Annotated in this window: 19 protein-coding genes; 10 read left to right on the forward strand and 9 right to left on the reverse strand. The window is 54.5% G+C overall.

Annotated elements, in window-relative coordinates; genetic code table 11:
* Positions 1 to 170 precede the first annotated feature (170 nt).
* The 6 genes from rpsO to mtr all read left to right on the forward strand — a co-directional run bounded on the left by rpsO (position 171) and on the right by mtr (position 7312).
* Positions 171 to 440: a 30S ribosomal protein S15 gene (rpsO, locus tag M4I31_RS02890; protein ID WP_000059465.1), complete on the forward strand. Its 270-nt coding sequence runs from the start codon at positions 171 to 173 to the stop codon at positions 438 to 440.
* Between the two features lie 246 nt (positions 441 to 686).
* On the forward strand, positions 687 to 2822 hold the full coding sequence (gene pnp / locus M4I31_RS02895) for a polyribonucleotide nucleotidyltransferase (protein ID WP_038634187.1): 2136 nt from the start codon (positions 687 to 689) through the stop codon (positions 2820 to 2822).
* A gap of 109 nt (positions 2823 to 2931) precedes the next feature.
* Complete coding sequence (gene nlpI, locus M4I31_RS02900; protein WP_038634184.1) at positions 2932 to 3816, forward strand: lipoprotein NlpI; 885 nt, start codon at positions 2932 to 2934, stop codon at positions 3814 to 3816.
* Positions 3817 to 3922: 106 nt separating this feature from the next.
* Positions 3923 to 4003, forward strand: a complete 81-nt coding sequence (yrbN, locus tag M4I31_RS02905; protein ID WP_010723222.1) for a protein YrbN — start codon at positions 3923 to 3925, stop codon at positions 4001 to 4003.
* Entirely contained in the window at positions 3996 to 5921 is a 1926-nt protein-coding gene (gene deaD, locus M4I31_RS02910) for an ATP-dependent RNA helicase DeaD (protein WP_038634182.1), read from the forward strand. The genes yrbN and deaD overlap by 8 nt, the downstream gene beginning before the upstream one ends.
* 146 nt (positions 5922 to 6067) lie before the next feature.
* Positions 6068 to 7312 (forward strand): tryptophan permease, encoded by a 1245-nt coding sequence (mtr, locus tag M4I31_RS02915; protein WP_085048659.1) that lies wholly within the window; start codon positions 6068 to 6070, stop codon positions 7310 to 7312.
* 88 nt (positions 7313 to 7400) lie between these two features.
* Here mtr and M4I31_RS02920 read toward each other — a convergent pair whose 3' ends face one another.
* From M4I31_RS02920 to M4I31_RS02930, 3 genes are all read right to left on the reverse strand, one after another.
* Positions 7401 to 8408 carry a luciferase-like monooxygenase gene (locus M4I31_RS02920; protein ID WP_085048660.1) on the reverse strand — a complete coding sequence of 336 codons (1008 nt, stop codon included), beginning with the start codon at positions 8406 to 8408 and terminating at the stop codon, positions 7401 to 7403.
* 187 nt (positions 8409 to 8595) lie between these two features.
* Positions 8596 to 9492 carry a U32 family peptidase gene (locus tag M4I31_RS02925; RefSeq protein WP_085048661.1) on the reverse strand — a complete coding sequence of 299 codons (897 nt, stop codon included), beginning with the start codon at positions 9490 to 9492 and terminating at the stop codon, positions 8596 to 8598.
* Positions 9483 to 10478 carry a peptidase U32 family protein gene (locus tag M4I31_RS02930; protein WP_006687898.1) on the reverse strand — a complete coding sequence of 332 codons (996 nt, stop codon included), beginning with the start codon at positions 10476 to 10478 and terminating at the stop codon, positions 9483 to 9485. The genes M4I31_RS02925 and M4I31_RS02930 overlap by 10 nt, the downstream gene beginning before the upstream one ends.
* Positions 10479 to 10698: 220 nt before the next feature.
* On the opposite strand from M4I31_RS02930, the gene M4I31_RS02935 reads away from it, so the two are divergent.
* Entirely contained in the window at positions 10699 to 11223 is a 525-nt protein-coding gene (locus tag M4I31_RS02935; RefSeq protein ID WP_038634172.1) for an SCP2 domain-containing protein, read from the forward strand.
* Positions 11217 to 11720 (forward strand): GNAT family N-acetyltransferase, encoded by a 504-nt coding sequence (locus M4I31_RS02940; protein ID WP_003024966.1) that lies wholly within the window; start codon positions 11217 to 11219, stop codon positions 11718 to 11720. Before M4I31_RS02935 ends, M4I31_RS02940 begins: the two co-directional genes overlap by 7 nt.
* Here the strand turns inward: M4I31_RS02940 and M4I31_RS02945 are convergent.
* Entirely contained in the window at positions 11707 to 12006 is a 300-nt protein-coding gene (locus tag M4I31_RS02945) for a GIY-YIG nuclease family protein (protein ID WP_038634168.1), read from the reverse strand. The two genes, M4I31_RS02940 and M4I31_RS02945, sit on opposite strands and share 14 nt — an antisense overlap.
* A gap of 52 nt (positions 12007 to 12058) precedes the next feature.
* Between M4I31_RS02945 and M4I31_RS02950 the strand changes: the two genes are divergently transcribed.
* A complete protein-coding gene (locus tag M4I31_RS02950) occupies positions 12059 to 12502 on the forward strand; it encodes a YhbP family protein (RefSeq protein WP_085048662.1) in 444 nt (147 codons plus the stop codon).
* Here the strand turns inward: M4I31_RS02950 and M4I31_RS02955 are convergent.
* A complete protein-coding gene (locus M4I31_RS02955) occupies positions 12482 to 13000 on the reverse strand; it encodes a type 1 glutamine amidotransferase domain-containing protein (RefSeq protein WP_038634164.1) in 519 nt (172 codons plus the stop codon). The two genes, M4I31_RS02950 and M4I31_RS02955, sit on opposite strands and share 21 nt — an antisense overlap.
* A gap of 128 nt (positions 13001 to 13128) precedes the next feature.
* Here M4I31_RS02955 and M4I31_RS02960 point away from each other — a divergent pair, with 128 nt between their 5' ends.
* Positions 13129 to 13764, forward strand: a complete 636-nt coding sequence (locus tag M4I31_RS02960; protein ID WP_085048663.1) for an NAD(P)H-binding protein — start codon at positions 13129 to 13131, stop codon at positions 13762 to 13764.
* A gap of 93 nt (positions 13765 to 13857) precedes the next feature.
* Here the strand turns inward: M4I31_RS02960 and dolP are convergent, their stop codons facing one another.
* The 4 genes from dolP to M4I31_RS02980 are packed head-to-tail and all read right to left on the reverse strand — an operon-like array spanning position 13858 to position 17472.
* On the reverse strand, positions 13858 to 14433 hold the full coding sequence (dolP, locus tag M4I31_RS02965; RefSeq protein ID WP_003024954.1) for a division/outer membrane stress-associated lipid-binding lipoprotein: 576 nt from the start codon (positions 14431 to 14433) through the stop codon (positions 13858 to 13860).
* A 9-nt stretch (positions 14434 to 14442) separates the two neighbouring features.
* Complete coding sequence (diaA, locus tag M4I31_RS02970; protein ID WP_003024948.1) at positions 14443 to 15033, reverse strand: DnaA initiator-associating protein DiaA; 591 nt, start codon at positions 15031 to 15033, stop codon at positions 14443 to 14445.
* 34 nt (positions 15034 to 15067) lie between these two features.
* Positions 15068 to 15463 (reverse strand): YraN family protein, encoded by a 396-nt coding sequence (locus M4I31_RS02975; protein ID WP_038634160.1) that lies wholly within the window; start codon positions 15461 to 15463, stop codon positions 15068 to 15070.
* Positions 15421 to 17472: a penicillin-binding protein activator gene (locus M4I31_RS02980; protein ID WP_085048664.1), complete on the reverse strand. Its 2052-nt coding sequence runs from the start codon at positions 17470 to 17472 to the stop codon at positions 15421 to 15423. Before M4I31_RS02980 ends, M4I31_RS02975 begins: the two co-directional genes overlap by 43 nt.
* Positions 17473 to 17520: the final 48 nt, after the last annotated feature.

Consider the following 17520-nt stretch of genomic DNA (forward strand, 5'->3'; position numbering starts at 1 on the left):
AGCTGCATCAAGGCGGCAAGTCTGAGAATCCTCAGGAGCTTACTTAGGTAAGTGACTGAGGTGAGCGGACGCAGCCAACGCAGAGTCAGTTTGAAGGATGAAGTGTATACACTGGGATAGCTGAATTAGAGATCGGCATCCTTTCATTCTTAACACTTTGGAGTTTTAAAATGTCTCTAAGTACTGAAGCTACCGCTAAAATCGTTTCTGAGTTTGGTCGTGATGCAAACGACACCGGTTCTACCGATGTTCAGGTTGCTCTGTTGACTGCACAGATTAACCACCTGCAGGGCCACTTTGCAGAGCACAAAAAAGATCACCACAGCCGTCGTGGTCTGCTGCGCATGGTTTCTCAGCGTCGTAAACTGCTCGACTACCTGAAACGTAAAGATGTTGCACGCTACACCGCGCTGATCGAGCGTCTGGGCCTGCGTCGCTAATTCTTTCGAGTTTCAGAAAGAGGGGGCCTTCATGGCCCCTTTTTTCCAGCAGATGGCAGCAATTCGCTGGAAACTAATGTATTGTTGCTATGAATGATCTTCCGTTGCAGAGGTTCGCGCGGCTAATGAGAGGCTTTACTCATGCGTATGGGTTAGGGTTGTCATTAGTCGCGAGGATGCGCAGAAGATCGGGTATTAACGATGGCGCAAAAATGTGCCGTCAAAAAATAGAGAAAGGATATTATTTTGCTTAATCCGATCGTTCGTAAATTCCAGTACGGTCAGCATACCGTTACGCTGGAAACCGGCATGATGGCGCGTCAGGCGACTGCCGCTGTTATGGTTAGCATGGATGACACTGCGGTATTCGTTACCGTTGTCGGCCAGAAAAAAGCGAAACCAGGCCAGGACTTTTTCCCACTGACCGTTAACTATCAGGAGCGTACCTACGCTGCTGGCCGTATCCCGGGTAGCTTCTTCCGTCGTGAAGGCCGTCCGAGCGAAGGTGAAACCCTGATCGCGCGTCTGATTGACCGCCCGGTTCGCCCGCTGTTCCCGGAAGGGTTCGTTAACGAAGTTCAGGTTATCGCGACCGTTGTGTCCGTTAACCCGCAGGTTAACCCGGATATCGTGGCAATGATTGGCGCATCCGCTGCGCTGACGCTGTCTGGCATCCCATTCAACGGCCCGATCGGTGCTGCGCGTGTTGGTTATATCAATGACCAGTACGTACTGAACCCGACTCAGGACGAACTGAAAGAAAGCAAGCTGGATCTGGTTGTTGCCGGTACCGAAGGTGCCGTACTGATGGTTGAATCCGAAGCTGAACTGCTGAGCGAAGACCAGATGCTGGGCGCTGTAGTATTCGGTCACGAACAGCAGCAGGTTGTTATTCAGGCGATCAACGAGCTGGCGAAAGAAGCCGGCAAACCGCGTTGGGACTGGCAGCCAGAAGCCGTCAACGAAGCGCTGAACGCGCGCGTTGCCGCACTGGCAGAAGCTCGCCTGAGCGATGCTTACCGTATCACCGACAAACAAGAGCGTTACGCTCAGGTTGACGTGATCAAATCTGAAACCATCGCTCAGCTTACGGCAGAAGATGAAACCCTGGACGCCAACGAACTGGGCGAAATCCTGCACGCCATTGAGAAAAACGTTGTTCGTAGCCGCGTACTGGCAGGCGAGCCGCGTATCGATGGCCGTGAAAAAGACATGATTCGTGGTCTGGACGTGCGTACTGGCGTTCTGCCGCGTACCCACGGCTCCGCGCTGTTCACCCGTGGCGAAACTCAGGCGCTGGTCACTGCGACCCTGGGCACCACCCGTGATGCGCAGAACCTCGACGAACTGATGGGCGAGCGTACTGACAACTTCCTGTTCCACTACAACTTCCCTCCGTACTGCGTAGGTGAAACCGGTATGGTCGGTTCTCCGAAGCGTCGTGAAATTGGTCACGGTCGCCTGGCGAAGCGTGGCGTGCTGGCAGTGATGCCGGAACTGGATAAATTCCCGTACACCGTGCGTGTGGTTTCTGAAATCACTGAATCTAACGGTTCTTCTTCCATGGCTTCCGTATGTGGCGCTTCCCTGGCGCTGATGGACGCAGGCGTGCCGATCAAAGCGGCCGTTGCGGGTATCGCGATGGGTCTGGTGAAAGAAGGCGACAACTATGTTGTTCTGTCTGACATCCTGGGCGACGAAGATCACCTGGGCGATATGGACTTCAAAGTAGCGGGTTCCCGCGACGGTATCTCTGCACTGCAGATGGATATCAAAATTGAAGGTATCACCAAAGAGATCATGCAGGTTGCTCTGAACCAGGCTAAAGGTGCGCGTCTGCACATCCTGGGCGTGATGGAACAGGCGATTAACGCGCCGCGTGGCGATATCTCTGAATTCGCGCCACGTATCCACACCATCAAGATCAGCCCGGACAAGATTAAAGACGTTATCGGTAAAGGCGGTTCTGTTATCCGCGCCCTGACCGAAGAAACTGGCACTACTATCGAAATCGAAGATGACGGTACTGTGAAGATCGCAGCGACCGACGGCGAGAAAGCGAAATATGCTATCCGTCGTATCGAAGAGATCACCGCAGAGATCGAAGTAGGTCGTATCTACACGGGTAAAGTGACCCGTATCGTTGACTTTGGCGCATTCGTTGCCATCGGTGGCGGTAAAGAAGGTCTGGTACACATTTCTCAGATCGCTGACAAGCGCGTTGAGAAAGTGACCGATTACCTGCAGATGGGCCAGGAAGTACCGGTTAAAGTTCTGGAAGTTGATCGCCAGGGCCGTGTACGTCTGAGCATTAAAGAAGCAACTGAGCAGTCTCAGCCTGCAGGCGAACCGGAAGCTCCGGTAAGCCAACAGGGCGAGTAAGGTTGCCATTGCCCTCCGTGAGAACGGAGGGCCTTTAACCCGGCAGGACGCCTTGTTAGCAACCGGGGAACCTGGACGTTCATTCAATCGTTGTCTTCGGGAGTGGGAAATGAAGCCTTTTTTGCGCTGGTGTTTCGTTGCGACAGCACTCACGCTGGCTGGATGTAGTAATTCCGCCTGGCGTAAGAGTGAAGTCCTCGCAGTACCATTGCAACCGACTTTGCAGCAGGAAGTGATTCTGGCACGTATGGAACAAATTCTTGCCAGTCGGGCTTTAACCGATGACGAACGCGCACAGCTTTTATATGAGCGCGGAGTGTTGTATGATAGTCTCGGTCTGAGGGCACTGGCGCGAAATGATTTTTCACAAGCGCTGGCAATCCGACCAGATATGCCTGAAGTATTCAATTACTTAGGTATATATTTAACGCAGGCAGGCAATTTTGATGCTGCCTATGAAGCGTTTGATTCTGTACTTGAGCTTGATCCAACTTACAACTACGCGTACTTAAATCGCGGTATCGCATTGTATTACGGCGGTCGCGACAAGTTAGCGCAAGATGATCTGCTGGCGTTTTATCAAGACGATCCCAATGATCCTTTCCGCAGTCTGTGGCTTTATCTTGCCGAGCAGAAGCTCGATGAGAAGCAGGCTAAAGAAGCGTTAAACCAACGCTTCGAGAAATCGGATAAAGAGCAATGGGGATGGAACATTGTCGAGTTCTACCTGGGCAACATTAGCGAAGCAACGCTGATGGAACGCCTGAAGGCGGACGCAACGGATAACACCTCGCTCGCTGAGCATCTCAGTGAAACCAACTTCTATTTAGGTAAGTACTACCTAAGTCTGGGGGATTTGGACAACGCTACGGCATTGTTCAAACTGGCGGTGGCTAACAACGTTCATAACTTTGTTGAGCACCGATACGCATTGTTGGAATTATCGCTCCTGGGCCAGGACCAAGATGACCTGGCAGAATCGGACCAGCAATAGCTGACGTACACATCAGCCCGTAATCTTTTTTGATTGCCATCACCTTCACGGGTGAGGGCGTTGTTGTTCGTTAATACACCTACTTTGAGCCGGTTCACACTTTTCAATGAAAATTGCAGATCAATTTCATGATGAGTTATGTAGACTGGCCGCCATTAATTTTGAGGCACACGTACTACATGGCTGAATTCGAAACCACTTTTGCAGATCTGGGCCTGAAGGCTCCTATCCTTGAAGCCCTTAACGATCTGGGTTACGAAAAACCATCTCCAATCCAGGCAGAGTGCATTCCGCATCTGCTGGGCGGTCGCGATGTTCTGGGTATGGCCCAGACCGGTAGCGGCAAAACGGCAGCGTTCTCTTTACCGCTGCTCAACAATCTTGATCCTGAGCTGAAGGCACCTCAGATTCTGGTGCTGGCACCGACCCGCGAACTGGCGGTTCAGGTTGCAGAAGCCATGACGGATTTCTCTAAACACATGCGCGGCGTGAACGTGGTTGCCCTGTACGGCGGCCAGCGTTATGACGTGCAATTACGTGCCCTGCGTCAGGGACCACAGATCGTCGTCGGTACGCCGGGTCGTCTGCTGGATCACCTGAAGCGCGGTACTCTGGACCTCTCCAAACTGAGCGGTCTGGTACTGGACGAAGCTGATGAAATGCTGCGTATGGGCTTCATCGAAGACGTTGAAACCATTATGGCGCAGATCCCGGAAGGTCATCAGACCGCTCTGTTCTCTGCCACCATGCCGGAAGCGATTCGTCGTATTACCCGCCGCTTTATGAAAGAGCCGCAGGAAGTACGCATTCAGTCCAGCGTCACTACCCGTCCTGACATCAGCCAGAGCTACTGGACTGTGTGGGGCATGCGTAAAAATGAAGCGCTGGTGCGTTTCCTGGAAGCAGAAGATTTTGATGCGGCGATTATCTTCGTCCGTACCAAAAATGCGACTCTGGAAGTGGCAGAAGCGCTGGAGCGTAGCGGTTATAGCAGCGCTGCGCTGAACGGCGACATGAACCAGTCTCTGCGTGAGCAGACTCTGGAGCGTCTGAAAGATGGCCGTCTGGATATTCTGATTGCAACCGACGTTGCGGCCCGTGGCCTGGACGTTGAGCGTATCAGCCTGGTCGTTAACTACGATATCCCGATGGACTCCGAATCTTACGTTCACCGTATCGGCCGTACCGGTCGTGCGGGTCGTGCTGGCCGTGCGCTGCTGTTCGTTGAGAACCGCGAACGTCGTCTGCTGCGTAACATCGAACGCACCATGAAACTGACTATTCCAGAAGTAGAACTGCCGAACGCAGAGCTGCTGGGCAAACGCCGTCTGGAAAAATTCGCCGCGAAAGTACAGCAGCAGCTGGAAAGCAGCGATCTGGATCAGTACCGTGCTCTGCTGGCGCAGATTCAGCCTACCGCTGAAGGCGAAGAGCTGGACATGGAAACCCTGGCAGCCGCACTGCTGAAAATGGCTCAGGGCGAACGTAGCCTGATCGTACCACCAGATGCACCGATGCGTCCTAAGCGTGAATTCCGCGACCGTGACGATCGTGGCCCGCGTGACCGCAACGATCGTGGCCCGCGTGGCGACCGTGAAGACCGTCCGCGTCGTGAACGTCGTGACGTTGGCGATATGCAGCTGTACCGCATTGAAGTGGGTCGTGATGACGGTGTTGAAGTCCGCCATATCGTTGGCGCGATTGCTAACGAAGGTGATATCAGCAGCCGTTACATCGGTAACATCAAGCTGTTTGCTTCCCACTCGACCATCGAACTGCCGAAAGGTATGCCGGGCGACGTGCTGCAGCACTTTACCCGTACCCGCATCCTGAACAAGCCGATGAACATGCAGCTGGTTGGCGATGCAGTACCGCATACCGGTGGTGAGCGTCGTGGCGGTGGCCGTTTCAGCGGCGAGCGTCGTGAAGGCGGTCGCGGTGAAGGCCGTGGTTTTGGCGGTGAGCGTCGTGAAGGCGGTCGTGGTGATGGTCGTCGTTTCAGCGGCGAACGTCGTGAAGGTGGTCGTGGCCCGCGCCGTGACGATTCTTCTGCTCCACGTCGTGATGACTCAGCCGGTCGTCGTCGTTTCGGCGGTGACGCATAAGCCAAAACGGCTTAAAAGCGTAAAATAAAGTATACAGCCCCGATCTCAACAATCGGGGCTTTTTTTATTTCAATTGTACTCGTGTACTGGTACAGTGCAGCACATTGATAAGTAGTCACAATATAAATGACTGGAGAGATGGCTAAATGGCAACACTAACCACCACCCAAACGTCACCTTCGCTGCTTGGCGGCGTGGTGATCATCGGCGGCACCATTATTGGCGCGGGGATGTTCTCTCTGCCGGTGGTCATGTCCGGGGCGTGGTTCTTCTGGTCAATGGCGGCGCTGATCTTCACCTGGTTCTGCATGCTGCACTCCGGGCTGATGATCCTTGAAGCCAACCTCAATTACCGGATTGGTTCCAGCTTCGACACCATTACCAAAGATCTGTTGGGCAAAGGCTGGAACGTTGTTAACGGCATCTCCATCGCCTTTGTGCTCTACATTCTGACCTACGCCTATATTTCGGCAAGCGGCTCGATTCTGCATCACACCTTTGCCGAGATGTCGCTGAACGTTCCGGCGCGCGCGGCAGGTCTTGGCTTTGCGCTGCTGGTCGCGTTTGTGGTGTGGTTAAGCACCAAAGCGGTTAGCCGCATGACGGCGATTGTGCTGGGCGCGAAGGTGATTACCTTTTTCCTGACCTTCGGCAGTCTGCTGGGACACGTGCAGCCCGCAACGCTGTTTAACGTGGCGCAGAGCAACGCTTCATATACGCCGTACCTGCTGATGACGCTGCCATTCTGTCTGGCTTCATTTGGTTATCACGGCAACGTCCCAAGCCTGATGAAGTATTACGGCAAGGATCCGAAGACCATCGTTAAGTGCCTGGTATACGGCACGTTGCTGGCGCTGGTGCTGTATACCGTATGGTTGCTGGGAACGATGGGTAATATTCCGCGTCCGGAATTTATTGGTATTGCGCAGCAGGGTGGGAACATTGATGTGCTGGTGCAGGCGTTGAGCGGTGTGCTGAACAGCCGTAGTCTGGATCTGCTGCTGGTGGTGTTCTCCAACTTTGCGGTCGCCAGTTCCTTCCTCGGCGTGACGCTTGGCCTGTTTGATTATCTGGCTGATTTATTTGGTTTTGATGACTCCTCAATGGGGCGTTTTAAAACCGCATTGCTGACGTTTGTGCCGCCAATTGTCGGTGGCCTGCTGTGGCCGAACGGTTTTCTGTACGCCATTGGCTATGCAGGTTTAGCTGCAACTATCTGGGCTGCCATTGTGCCAGCGCTGTTGGCACGTAAATCTCGCGAACGTTTCGGCAGCCCGAAATTCCGCGTCTGGGGCGGTAAACCGATGATTGCCCTGATTCTGGTCTTCGGCGTCGGCAACGCGGTTATCCATGTTCTGTCGAGCGTTAACCTGCTGCCGGTGTACCAGTAGAACAATTGCCCGGTGGCGCTACGCTTACCGGGCCTACAGAGATTGCGTAGGCCGGATAAGGCGCAGCCGCCATCCGGCACAAATAGCACTATCCCAACAATTCCTGCTTCACATCCATCGCCAAATCAAATGAGTGTAGCCGCGCCTGGTGATCAAAAATCTGGCCGTTAACCATAATTTCATCAGCCTGGGTTTCACGCAAAATAGCCTCCAGCCCGTGCCGCACTTTCGCCTTATCACCGACCAGCGACATGCGTAGCGCCTGCTGCACGCCATACTGTTCAGAAGCGGACCACAGTTGATGCATATTCTCTACCGGTGGCGGTAGCTGGCCGGTTTCGCCACGACGCAGTTTCATAAACGCCTGCTGCATTGAGGTGAAAAGATATTCGGCATCGCGATTGCTGTCGGCAGCAATGATGTTGATGCATACCATTGCATACGGCTTTGCCAGGCGCGCCGAAGGCGTGAATTGGCTACGATACAGATGCAGCGCCTGATGCAGCATATCCGGAGCAAAGTGCGAGGCGAAGGCAAACGGCAGGCCAAGCTGCGCCGCCAACTGTGCGCTATACAAGCTGGAACCTAATAACCAGACCGGGATCTGCTCGCCGTAGCCAGGCACCGGGCGTACATGGGGGTTCGGGTCGTGGGCGTCGAACCACTCCACCAGTTCTGCTACGTCGCGTGGGAAGTTATCGATATCGCCACTCATATGGCGGCGCAGCGCGCGCATCGTTGGCTGATCGCTCCCCGGCGCGCGGCCAAGCCCGAGATCGATACGTCCCGGATACAGCGTGTTCAGGGTACCGAACTGCTCGGCGATCACCAGCGGCGAATGGTTGGGCAGCATCACGCCGCCAGAACCCAGATGCAGCGTGGTGGTATTGGCAGCCAGATAACCAATCAGCACAGAGGTTGCGGCGCTGGCGATGCCGGTCATGTTGTGATGTTCTGCCAGCCAGTAGCGGTGATAGCCGCGCTTTTCAGCCAGCCGTGCGAGTTCAAGCGAGTGCGTAAAGGCTTCTTTTGCCGAAGATCCTTCAGGGATCGGTGCCAGATCCAGCACCGAGAACGGAATAGTTTTGTCAGTCATAACGGCTCACTTTGTTACCGGTTAATCATTTAATACTGCATTAAAATTTGATTAACGTTGTTAACAAAGTGAGCTTTATGAGACTGACGGCAAAAACAATGCCCGATGGCGCTGCGCTTATCGGGCCTACGGGATCGCGATTTGTAGGCCGGATAAGGTATTTATGCCGCCATCCGGCGAGGTTTTATCAGGATTGCAGTTCCAGCCCAGCCAGACGTTTCCAGTAACCGTTGCAGTCGCTATGGGCGGCAAGCGGTAATGGGGCAGTGCCGTTTTCATTGGCGCGGAAGGCATCCAGCATGGCAAATGTTTCAGTGCCTGAAGGGGACAGACGTACAATATCCACCAGCCCCTGCATGGATGTCAGCTCGTTGCCGAGGTTGTAAACATAGCCGCTCATGGTCTGAATCCCGTTGAGAACAAAGACCTGTTGATTCTCCTGCGACAGCACATCTCGCCCGTTCGGGTATTTGATGCAGCAGGTTTCACACTCGTCTTTTGGCCGATCTTCGGAACGCGCCGTAAAGCAGCGGGCAGAGTACGCCAGCGGCAGATGGCCGTAGCTCAGCACTTCTACTTCAAACTTATCGCGGATAGCTAACTCTTCACACTGGTTGAGCAGATTGATCAGCCAGTCGCGAGATAATTCTACCGGCATACACCAGCGCACCATCCCTTGTTTGAGCAGCAAACGCAGCGTCACCGCGTTGTAGCAGTTGAGCGCATGTCCGGCGACAAACGGCAGCTTACGCTCCGCGCACATGTTTACCACGCCCAGATCGCTGGCTTCCAGCAGGAAGTCGCCGTTTTCGACATAGCGCTTTAATTCGCCTAGCTCAGAGGATGCCTGCACCAGCGCCAGCGTTGACAGCACCACCTGTTTACCGCTGCCGGCGAGCGACTTCGCCATATCAATCCAGTCGCCGACTTTAGTGGCGCGACGTTTGCTGCATACCGCTTCGCCAAGATAGATAATGTCGGCCTGGCTGGCGGTGGCCTGCTGATAAAAATCTTCCAGCGTTTCTTTTGGCCAGTACCACAGCACCGGCCCTAAGGAATATTTCATTGCTTCTCTCACTGCCATTTACGGTGATACGCGCCAAGCGTGGTCTGCGTGCCTTCGGACATGGAACCGAGCGTTTCCATCCATGCCGCCTGTGGCGCATAGTTCTGTGGGTCGGCGATACAACGATCGATCGCCTGACGCCACACTTTCGCCACCTGGCTGACGTAGGCCGGACTACGCTGGCGTCCCTCGATTTTTACCGAGGCAATATTGGCCGCCAGCAGCTCCGGCAGCAGCTCCAGCGTGTTCAGGCTGGTGGGTTCTTCCAGCGCATGATAGCGCTCGCCGTCAACCAAATAGCGGCCTTTACACAGTGTCGGATAACCGGCATTTTCTCCGTCCTGATAGCGGTCAATCAGCACTTCATTCAGACGCGATTCCAGACCTTGTTGGGTCTGCTGCCAGCGAACAAAACGCGCGGGAGAGCAAGCGCCAACCGTGTTAGGCGATTCACCCGTCAGGTAGGATGAAAGATAACACCGCCCTTCCGCCATAATGCACAGGCTGCCAAAGGCGAACACTTCGAGTGGAACGGGCGTGACGCGAGCGAGCTGTTTCACCTGATGGATAGACAACACGCGCGGCAGCACCACGCGGGCGACATCAAAGTTGCGATGATAAAAATTAATCGCCTCTTCGTTGGTAGCAGATGCCTGAACAGAGACATGGCGCTCAATATGCGGGTAGCGCTCTGCGGCATACTCAAGCATGGCGAGGTCGGCGAGGATTAGCGCATCCGCACCCAGTTGCGCCGCCATATCTACGGCCCGCTGCCAGCGCGCATAACCATCCGGATGCGCAAAGGTGTTAATCGCGATGTGCAACTTACGGCGGTGTTGATGGACAAAACTCACCGCTTCCTGCAATTTTTTCTCGGTAAAATTAAGGCCGGCGAAATGACGGGCGTTGGTATCATCTTTCAGCCCGATGTAGACAGCATCAGCGCCGTTCTCGATGGCCGCCTTAAGCGCCGGGAGGTTTCCGGCAGGGCAGAGCAGCTCCATAATTTATCCTGAACGTAGCGCCGTGAAGGGCGCAGAAATGTTAACGAAGAGGGATTTTAGTTAACCTTGCTGAGACAATTTTTGATTTGAGGCAGTTAAAGTCGTATTGGTGACAGCAATAAAGAGGTAACAATTTCGCATCGAATTGTTGATTTATGCCGCTATGTCGTTTATTGGATATGGCAAAATAGCAGGACTATTGAAACAGGGAGTAAAGCTCGTGTTGGATAAACTGCGTTCACGCTTAGTACATTTTGGTCCTTCTCTGATGAGTGTACCGGTTAAACTGACGCCCTTTGCGCTGAAGCGCCAGGTCCTGGAGCAGGTTCTGAGCTGGCAGTTTAGCCAGGCGCTGGCTGATGGAGAGCTGGAGTTCCTCGAAGGCCGCTGGCTGAGTATTCATGTGCGTGATATTGGCCTCCAATGGTATACCTCTGTTGAGAACGATAAACTTATCGTCAGCCAGAGTGCCGATGCGGATGTGAGTTTTAGCGCTGACGCCAGCGATTTACTGATGATTGCTGCACGTAAGCAGGATCCGGATACGCTTTTCTTCCAGCGTCGCCTGGTGATTGAAGGTGACACAGAATTAGGGCTATACGTAAAAAATCTGATGGACGCCATCGAACTGGATCAGATGCCTAAAGCGCTGCGCGTCATGCTGATGCAGTTGGCGGATTTTGTTGAGGCGGGAATGAAAACGACGCCAGACACCAAACAGACTTCGGTAGGTGAGCCATGCTGATTCGAGTTGAGATTCCCATCGATGCCCCCGGTATTGATGCGTTGCTGCGTCGTTCATTTGAGAGCGATGCGGAAGCGAAATTAGTGCACGACCTGCGTGAAGATGGTTTCTTAACGCTGGGTTTGGTTGCGACAGATGACGAAGGTCAGGTAGTGGGTTACGTCGCGTTCAGTCCTGTCGATGTTCAGGGTGAAGATCTGCAATGGGTTGGCATGGCGCCGCTCGCAGTGGATGAAAACTACCGTGGTCAGGGCCTGGCGCGTCAACTGGTCTATGAAGGACTCGACTCCCTGAACGAGTTTGGCTACGCCGCGGTGGTTACGTTGGGCGATCCGGCACTGTACAGCCGTTTTGGCTTTGAGCTGGCTGCACATCATGACCTGCGTTGCCGCTGGCCGGGCACCGAAAGCGCGTTCCAGGTTCATCGCCTGGCGGACGATGCGCTGGAGGGCGTGACGGGCCTGGTGGAATACCACGACCACTTCAATCGTTTTTAACATCCGGGGTTTGCAGGCTGCTCAGCAGAGCCTCAAGCCCTCCGCCCTCTACAAGGCGCTCTTTCTGACGCTTTGTGAGCTGTTTGACGCGATACTCGATGCGCAGAGCCAGCGAACGGTCGCCGACCTGCGCCGCAAATGCCAGGGTGAGTTCTCCCTTTCCACGTAGCGCCTTCGCGCCTTTCCCGCTCTGATGTTGCTTATATCGACGCTCCACATCGGTGGTTATTCCGGTGTATAAAGCGTTGTCCGCGGTACGGATCAGATACAGATACCAGGGTGTCATTGTCACCATCGACGTGATAATTTTCAGGCCTACAGTATAAAAGAGAACAGAAATGGAAACACTGACTGCGGTGACCCGCTGGCTGGCAAAACAGCACGTCGTAACCTGGTGTGTTCACCATGATGGTGAATTGTGGTGCGCCAATGCGTTTTACCTGTTTGATGCGCAAAAGGTGGTGTTCTATGTGCTGACCGAAGAGAAAACGCGTCATGCTCAGATGTCCGGGCCACGTGCGCCTGTTGCCGGTACGGTAAACGGCCAGCCCAAAACGGTAGCCCTGATTCGCGGCGTACAGTTTAAAGGGGAAATCCGCCGTCTTGAGGGGGAGGAGAGTGACGTTGCGCGTAAAGCGTATAATCGCCGCTTCCCGGTGGCCAGAATGCTGTCCGCACCCGTGTGGGAAATTCGGTTGGATGAAGTCAAATTTACGGACAACACGCTGGGCTTTGGCAAAAAAATGCTCTGGCTACGAGACTCACGCCCCGAGAATACGTAATGCCTCACGGTTAAACGCTGGCAGGTCATCCGGTGTTCTGCTGGTTATCAGCTGATCGTTATCATTCACCATTTCCTGATCGTAAAATTCGGCGCCCGCATTTTTTACGTCAATGATGATAGGTTTCACGGCGGTAAGTTTACGGCCACGAATGACATCCGCGCTGATCAGCAACTGTGGCCCGTGGCAAATAGCAAACACCGGTTTGCCGCTGTTAACGAAATCCCGGGTAAAGGTCACGAAACGATCGTCCCCGCGCAGGTAGTCCGGCGAGTGCCCGCCTGGCAGTAGCAGGGCGTCAAAATCGGCAGGGCGCACATCCTCGATCGCTTTGTCGATGGTGACACTGGCTTCTCCTTTTTTTCCCTTCACCGTTTTGCCTGCCTGTTTTTCAATGGTGATGACTTCATGCCCGGCCTGGCGAAATTCTGCTGCTGGTGATGTAAATTCTGAATCTTCAAACTCATCAGTGATTAAAACGGCAATCTTCTTGCTCATGTTTCCTCCGTTGAGTTGCTTGCGAATGAGGCAGAATTTCCATGTTGGCGGATAATTACCTCACGAACTATTAAGTCTGGTCGCTAAGGCTGAGAGTGCAAGACGGACAAATCTGTAAAGGAGCGAGGATGAGTCAGGTGTTAATAACAGGCGCAACGGGGCTGGTAGGCGGAAATTTGCTGCGTATGCTGCTTAATGAACCCCGGGTCAACGCCATTACGGCGCCGACGCGTCGACCGCTGGCTGATACGGTTGGCGTTTATAATCCCCATGATCCGCAGCTAACCGATGCTCTGGCGCAAGTCACCGATCCGGTCGATATCGTTTTTTGTTGTCTGGGAACCACCCGGCGTGAAGCCGGCTCGAAAGAGGCGTTTATCCACGCTGACTATACGCTGGTGGTGGACACCGCCCTGACGGGACGCCGGTTAGGCGCCCAGCATATGCTGGTGGTGAGTTCGATGGGCGCGAATGCGAATTCACCGTTTTTTTATAACCGGGTGAAAGGGAAAATGGAGCAGGCGTTAATCGCGCAGAAATGGCCGCGCCTGACGATTGTCCGACCTTCGATGCTACTGGGGGAACGGGATAAACAGCGGACGAATGAGAAGTTTTTAGCGCCGTTGTTCAGGCTGCTGCCGGGTAACTGGAAGTCGATTGAAGCGCGTGATGTTGCACGGGCAATGCTGGCAGAAGCGCTGGCGCCAGGAGATGAGGGCGTTACGATCCTGACCTCCTCCGAGCTACGCGAAAGGGCAAAATAAAATGCCGGGTGGCGCTGACGTTTATCCGACCTACAAACGATGACGTCCTGTAGGCCGGATAAGACGCTTATGCGTCGCTATCCGGCATCGGTATTACTTAATAAACGTAAAGGCCGTCGTGACGCGTTTCACGCCGCTTACCCGGCTGGCGATATCCGCCGCCGCCTTCGCTTCACGTTCAGTGACCAGGCCCAGCAGGAACACTTCCCCGTTCTCGGTGGTGACTTTCACGTTTGAGGATTTCACCTGATCGCTGGTCAGCAACTGGGAACGTACTTTGGTGGTGATCCAGGTATCGTTGGACGCATCGCCCAGACCGATTGGCTGGCCCTGACGGATCTCATTAAAGACCTCAGTGGTACCTTCTACGCCCATTGCAATCTGTTTTGCCCGCGCAGACAGCTCGCTATTTGGTGACTGACCGACCAGCAGAACCTTGCCCTGATACGCGCTAACGTTGATACGCGCTTCTTTCTTGATCTGGGCATCTTTCGACAACGCCGTATTGACGCGTAATTCCAGGGTTCCGTCGTCTACCTGAGTGCCGACACTACGCGGATCCGTCGCGGCTTTAGTCCCGACGGCTGCGGTTCCGACCACGGCGGCAGCTACACAGCCTTGCAGCAGCAGTGCAGCGATAATCACAGCAAGCGGCGAAAATGCCTTCATGTGTACTCCTTAATCATCCTGGTGAGGAAAAAGCGTGTTATCGATGAGATCGCAAAGGCAGTTGACCGTCAGCATATGCATTTCCTGAACGCGGGCGCTGTGGTGTGAGGGAATGCGGATTTCAACATCCTGCGGCCCCAGCAACCCGGCCAGCTCCCCTCCGTCATACCCGGTCAGCGCGACGATTGTCATGTCGCGGGTCACGGCGGCTTCAACGGCTTTCACGATATCGCGGCTATTACCACGCGTAGAGATTGCCAGCAGAACATCACCTGCATGTCCCAGCGCACGGACTTGTTTTGCATAAACTTCGTCGTGCAGGCGATCGTTGGCAATCGCAGTTAAGACCACATTATCAGTATTTAGTGCAATAGCAGGTAAACTTGGCCGTTCCGTTTCAAAACGATTGATCATGCTGGCAGCAAAATGCTGTGCGTTGGCAGCGGACGTCCCATTACCACAACAGAGAATTTTGTTGCCATTGAGCAGGGACTGAACCAGCGTCATGGCTGCACGGGAGATCGCATCCGGGAGCGCTTCAGCCGCAGCTATCTGAGTTTGAATGCTTTCTGTAAAGCAGACTTTAATTCTATCTAACACGCTAATCCTTAAGAACCAGGCTCTGAATCTTCAACTATGAGCGGTCGTTGAACGCGTCTTTAAACCACTCAACATCATTTCCGGTGAAGGCTAACACATCGAACCGGCAATCCACAGTATCAAAACTCCCATTGTGGCGCGCAAGCCACAAGCGGGCGGTCTGTAATAATTTGTGTTGTTTGCTCCGGGTCACACTCGCCGCCGCGCCGCCAAACTGGGCTGAACGCCGGTAGCGAACTTCAACAAATACGGTGGTGTTGCCTTCACGCATTATCAGGTCGATTTCGCCGCCACGTTCACGCACGTTGGCGGCGATGAAATGCAGTCCCTTGCTGTGCAGCCAGTCACGCGCAACAGCTTCCCACGCGTCACCGGTCTGTTTACTCGTTAACTGGCGGGGACGACCTGTCCTTGCTGGTATTTGAGCCATGATAACTTCCTGTTAATCACACAATCCTGATTTGCGGTTAATGCGCCAGTGTTGCCGTTAATTTCGAAGCCCTGCACCTGACGCATTTGCGAGAAGTGGTTGGCAAGCGACCAGGCATCGACACCCATCGCGTACATACGCGCCAGCGAGTAGTCGTTACGCACCGCGCCAAGCGCCTGCTGCATGAGAGGCATGTTAGCGCCTGCCAGCATTGGGATTTCGCTGTACTGCAAGCCTTCCATTTCCAGACGGAAGTCCGGGCCAGCGGTTCCCTGCGCGCTACGGGAGCTGGCATACAGCGTTGCTCCGCTCTGGCTGCCGTTACGCATGGCGATCATCGGTTTAATAAAGGCGATTTCTTCCGGCGTCGCCAGAATATACACGGCGTCAACACGGCCACTGCCCCCGGTGATTTGCGCATCGGTGGGCGCTGCCGGAATCGTCAGACCGCCAATCGTCACGCCAGGCTGCGCAGGTACAGAAGAGGCTACCGGGCTGCCCGTCAGGGAAATACCAGCGCCGCCGTTGACACCCATTTTCAGCTCAGCCGTGGAGCCGAACTTCTGCTGCAGCACTACGCCGCCGCCCAGTTTTTGCCATTCCTGCGCAAAAGCATTAGCCACGCGATCGCCTAACGAACTGCGTGGGATCAACAGCAGCGGCGTCTGTTTGCCTTGATCGCGGATGTGGCGTGCGGCATCGCGCGCTTCATCTTCTGGCGACAGGGCAAAGTAACAAACATTCGCCAGATTCTGTACGGACTCAGGCTGGTTAAGCGCCAGGACGTTTAATGGCGTATTGCTTTTCATCAGCTCTTCAACATTATTCTTCAACAGCGGGCCTACCACGATGCTGGCGCCATCCTGCTGAACCTGGGCCAGGATCTGGTTCAGCGGCTGCGATGAGGTGTCGTAGATTTTCAACTCAGCGGACGGATTTGCCGGCGCGCTGGCGATAGTTGGTTGTGCTGGCGCCGTTGGCTGTGGGGCTGTAGCTTCTGGCTGCGCAGGCGTCTCGTTGGTCAGATCGCTTACTGACGCCTGAGAAGGGCTGGCAACACCGTCAGTCGTTTGCGGCTGATCCGTGGTCGTCACAGCAGAGGCATCCGCAGCAGGCGCGGCGGTAACAGGAGCGGCTACCGGCTGAGTGCCCATGTTTTTCGCGGCTTCAAAGCCTTGCTGAATAGTACGACCAAATACAGCGGCCTGACCGTTCAGCGGCAGCAGCAGGGCAATCTTGCTGGTGGAAGCTGGCTTAAAGCTCTGCACGTTAACCAACTGCGTTGGCAGCAGTTTTGCTCCCGGGTTTTGCGGGTAACGTTTTTGCCAGTCGGCAATACCGGCTTTCATCATGTCCGGGTCGTTACGGTTATCGAACCAGACGCGCTGGAGGTCCAGCCAGCCTTGCAGTACGTTTTCATCCGCATTGATGACCAGCGTCTGCGCTTGCTCCTGGGTCATGGACGACAGCGCCTGCCAGGTTGCATCGATGTTTTTCTGTTTAGCGTTCGCGGCAAGCAGTGGTTCCTGGGCGATCAGGGCGCGCAGCAGCGACAGCGACGGGCGACCCTGATTGGCGTCGATTTGCGCCTGCCAGTAACGCGCCTGCTGGTTTTGGTCGAAATCGGCGGGCGTAAGTTTATCCAGCAGGGCCTGGGCTCCCGCGACATCTTTCTGCGCGAGCTTGATCTCGACGGCCAGCAGTGACTGCTCACGACGCTGGGCATCGTTTAGCTTCTGCGGTAACTGGTTGAACAATTCGATAGCCTGCTGGCTCTTACCTTCTTTCAGCAGTGCACGAATGGCGAGTAATTGCCAGTTGGTCTTGCTATCATCTGAGCTTTGCTGCATCTGTTGCAGATAAAAGCCGGAATCAGCCTGCGCAGTGCCCTGCATATGGGCTGCACTCTGGTCTGGCGCCTGGGTGCCACAGCCTGCGAAAATCAATGCTGCCAGAATGACTGGTAGCGCGCGCGCGGCTTTCAAACGAGAAAATGTTGAGGGTACCATACTGTATCCAGTGATATTTTTTTACGCAATGCTCAATATTAAATCGGC

The sequence above is a fragment of the Citrobacter sp. XT1-2-2 genome (assembly GCF_023516235.1).
Classification (GTDB): Bacteria; Pseudomonadota; Gammaproteobacteria; order Enterobacterales; family Enterobacteriaceae; genus Citrobacter; species Citrobacter werkmanii.

Coding starts and splice junctions, on each gene's coding strand:
- rpsO (WP_000059465.1), top strand. CDS start 171: ATGTCTCTAAGTACTGAAGCTACCGCTAAAATCGTTTCTGAGTTTGGT.
- nlpI (WP_038634184.1), top strand. CDS start 2,932: ATGAAGCCTTTTTTGCGCTGGTGTTTCGTTGCGACAGCACTCACGCTG.
- yrbN (WP_010723222.1), top strand. CDS start 3,923: ATGAAAATTGCAGATCAATTTCATGATGAGTTATGTAGACTGGCCGCC.
- deaD (WP_038634182.1), top strand. CDS start 3,996: ATGGCTGAATTCGAAACCACTTTTGCAGATCTGGGCCTGAAGGCTCCT.
- mtr (WP_085048659.1), top strand. CDS start 6,068: ATGGCAACACTAACCACCACCCAAACGTCACCTTCGCTGCTTGGCGGC.
- M4I31_RS02920 (WP_085048660.1), bottom strand. CDS start 8,408: ATGACTGACAAAACTATTCCGTTCTCGGTGCTGGATCTGGCACCGATC.
- M4I31_RS02925 (WP_085048661.1), bottom strand. CDS start 9,492: ATGGCAGTGAGAGAAGCAATGAAATATTCCTTAGGGCCGGTGCTGTGG.
- M4I31_RS02930 (WP_006687898.1), bottom strand. CDS start 10,478: ATGGAGCTGCTCTGCCCTGCCGGAAACCTCCCGGCGCTTAAGGCGGCC.
- M4I31_RS02940 (WP_003024966.1), top strand. CDS start 11,217: ATGCTGATTCGAGTTGAGATTCCCATCGATGCCCCCGGTATTGATGCG.
- M4I31_RS02945 (WP_038634168.1), bottom strand. CDS start 12,006: ATGACACCCTGGTATCTGTATCTGATCCGTACCGCGGACAACGCTTTA.
- M4I31_RS02950 (WP_085048662.1), top strand. CDS start 12,059: ATGGAAACACTGACTGCGGTGACCCGCTGGCTGGCAAAACAGCACGTC.
- M4I31_RS02955 (WP_038634164.1), bottom strand. CDS start 13,000: ATGAGCAAGAAGATTGCCGTTTTAATCACTGATGAGTTTGAAGATTCA.
- M4I31_RS02960 (WP_085048663.1), top strand. CDS start 13,129: ATGAGTCAGGTGTTAATAACAGGCGCAACGGGGCTGGTAGGCGGAAAT.
- dolP (WP_003024954.1), bottom strand. CDS start 14,433: ATGAAGGCATTTTCGCCGCTTGCTGTGATTATCGCTGCACTGCTGCTG.
- M4I31_RS02975 (WP_038634160.1), bottom strand. CDS start 15,463: ATGGCTCAAATACCAGCAAGGACAGGTCGTCCCCGCCAGTTAACGAGT.
- M4I31_RS02980 (WP_085048664.1), bottom strand. CDS start 17,472: ATGGTACCCTCAACATTTTCTCGTTTGAAAGCCGCGCGCGCGCTACCA.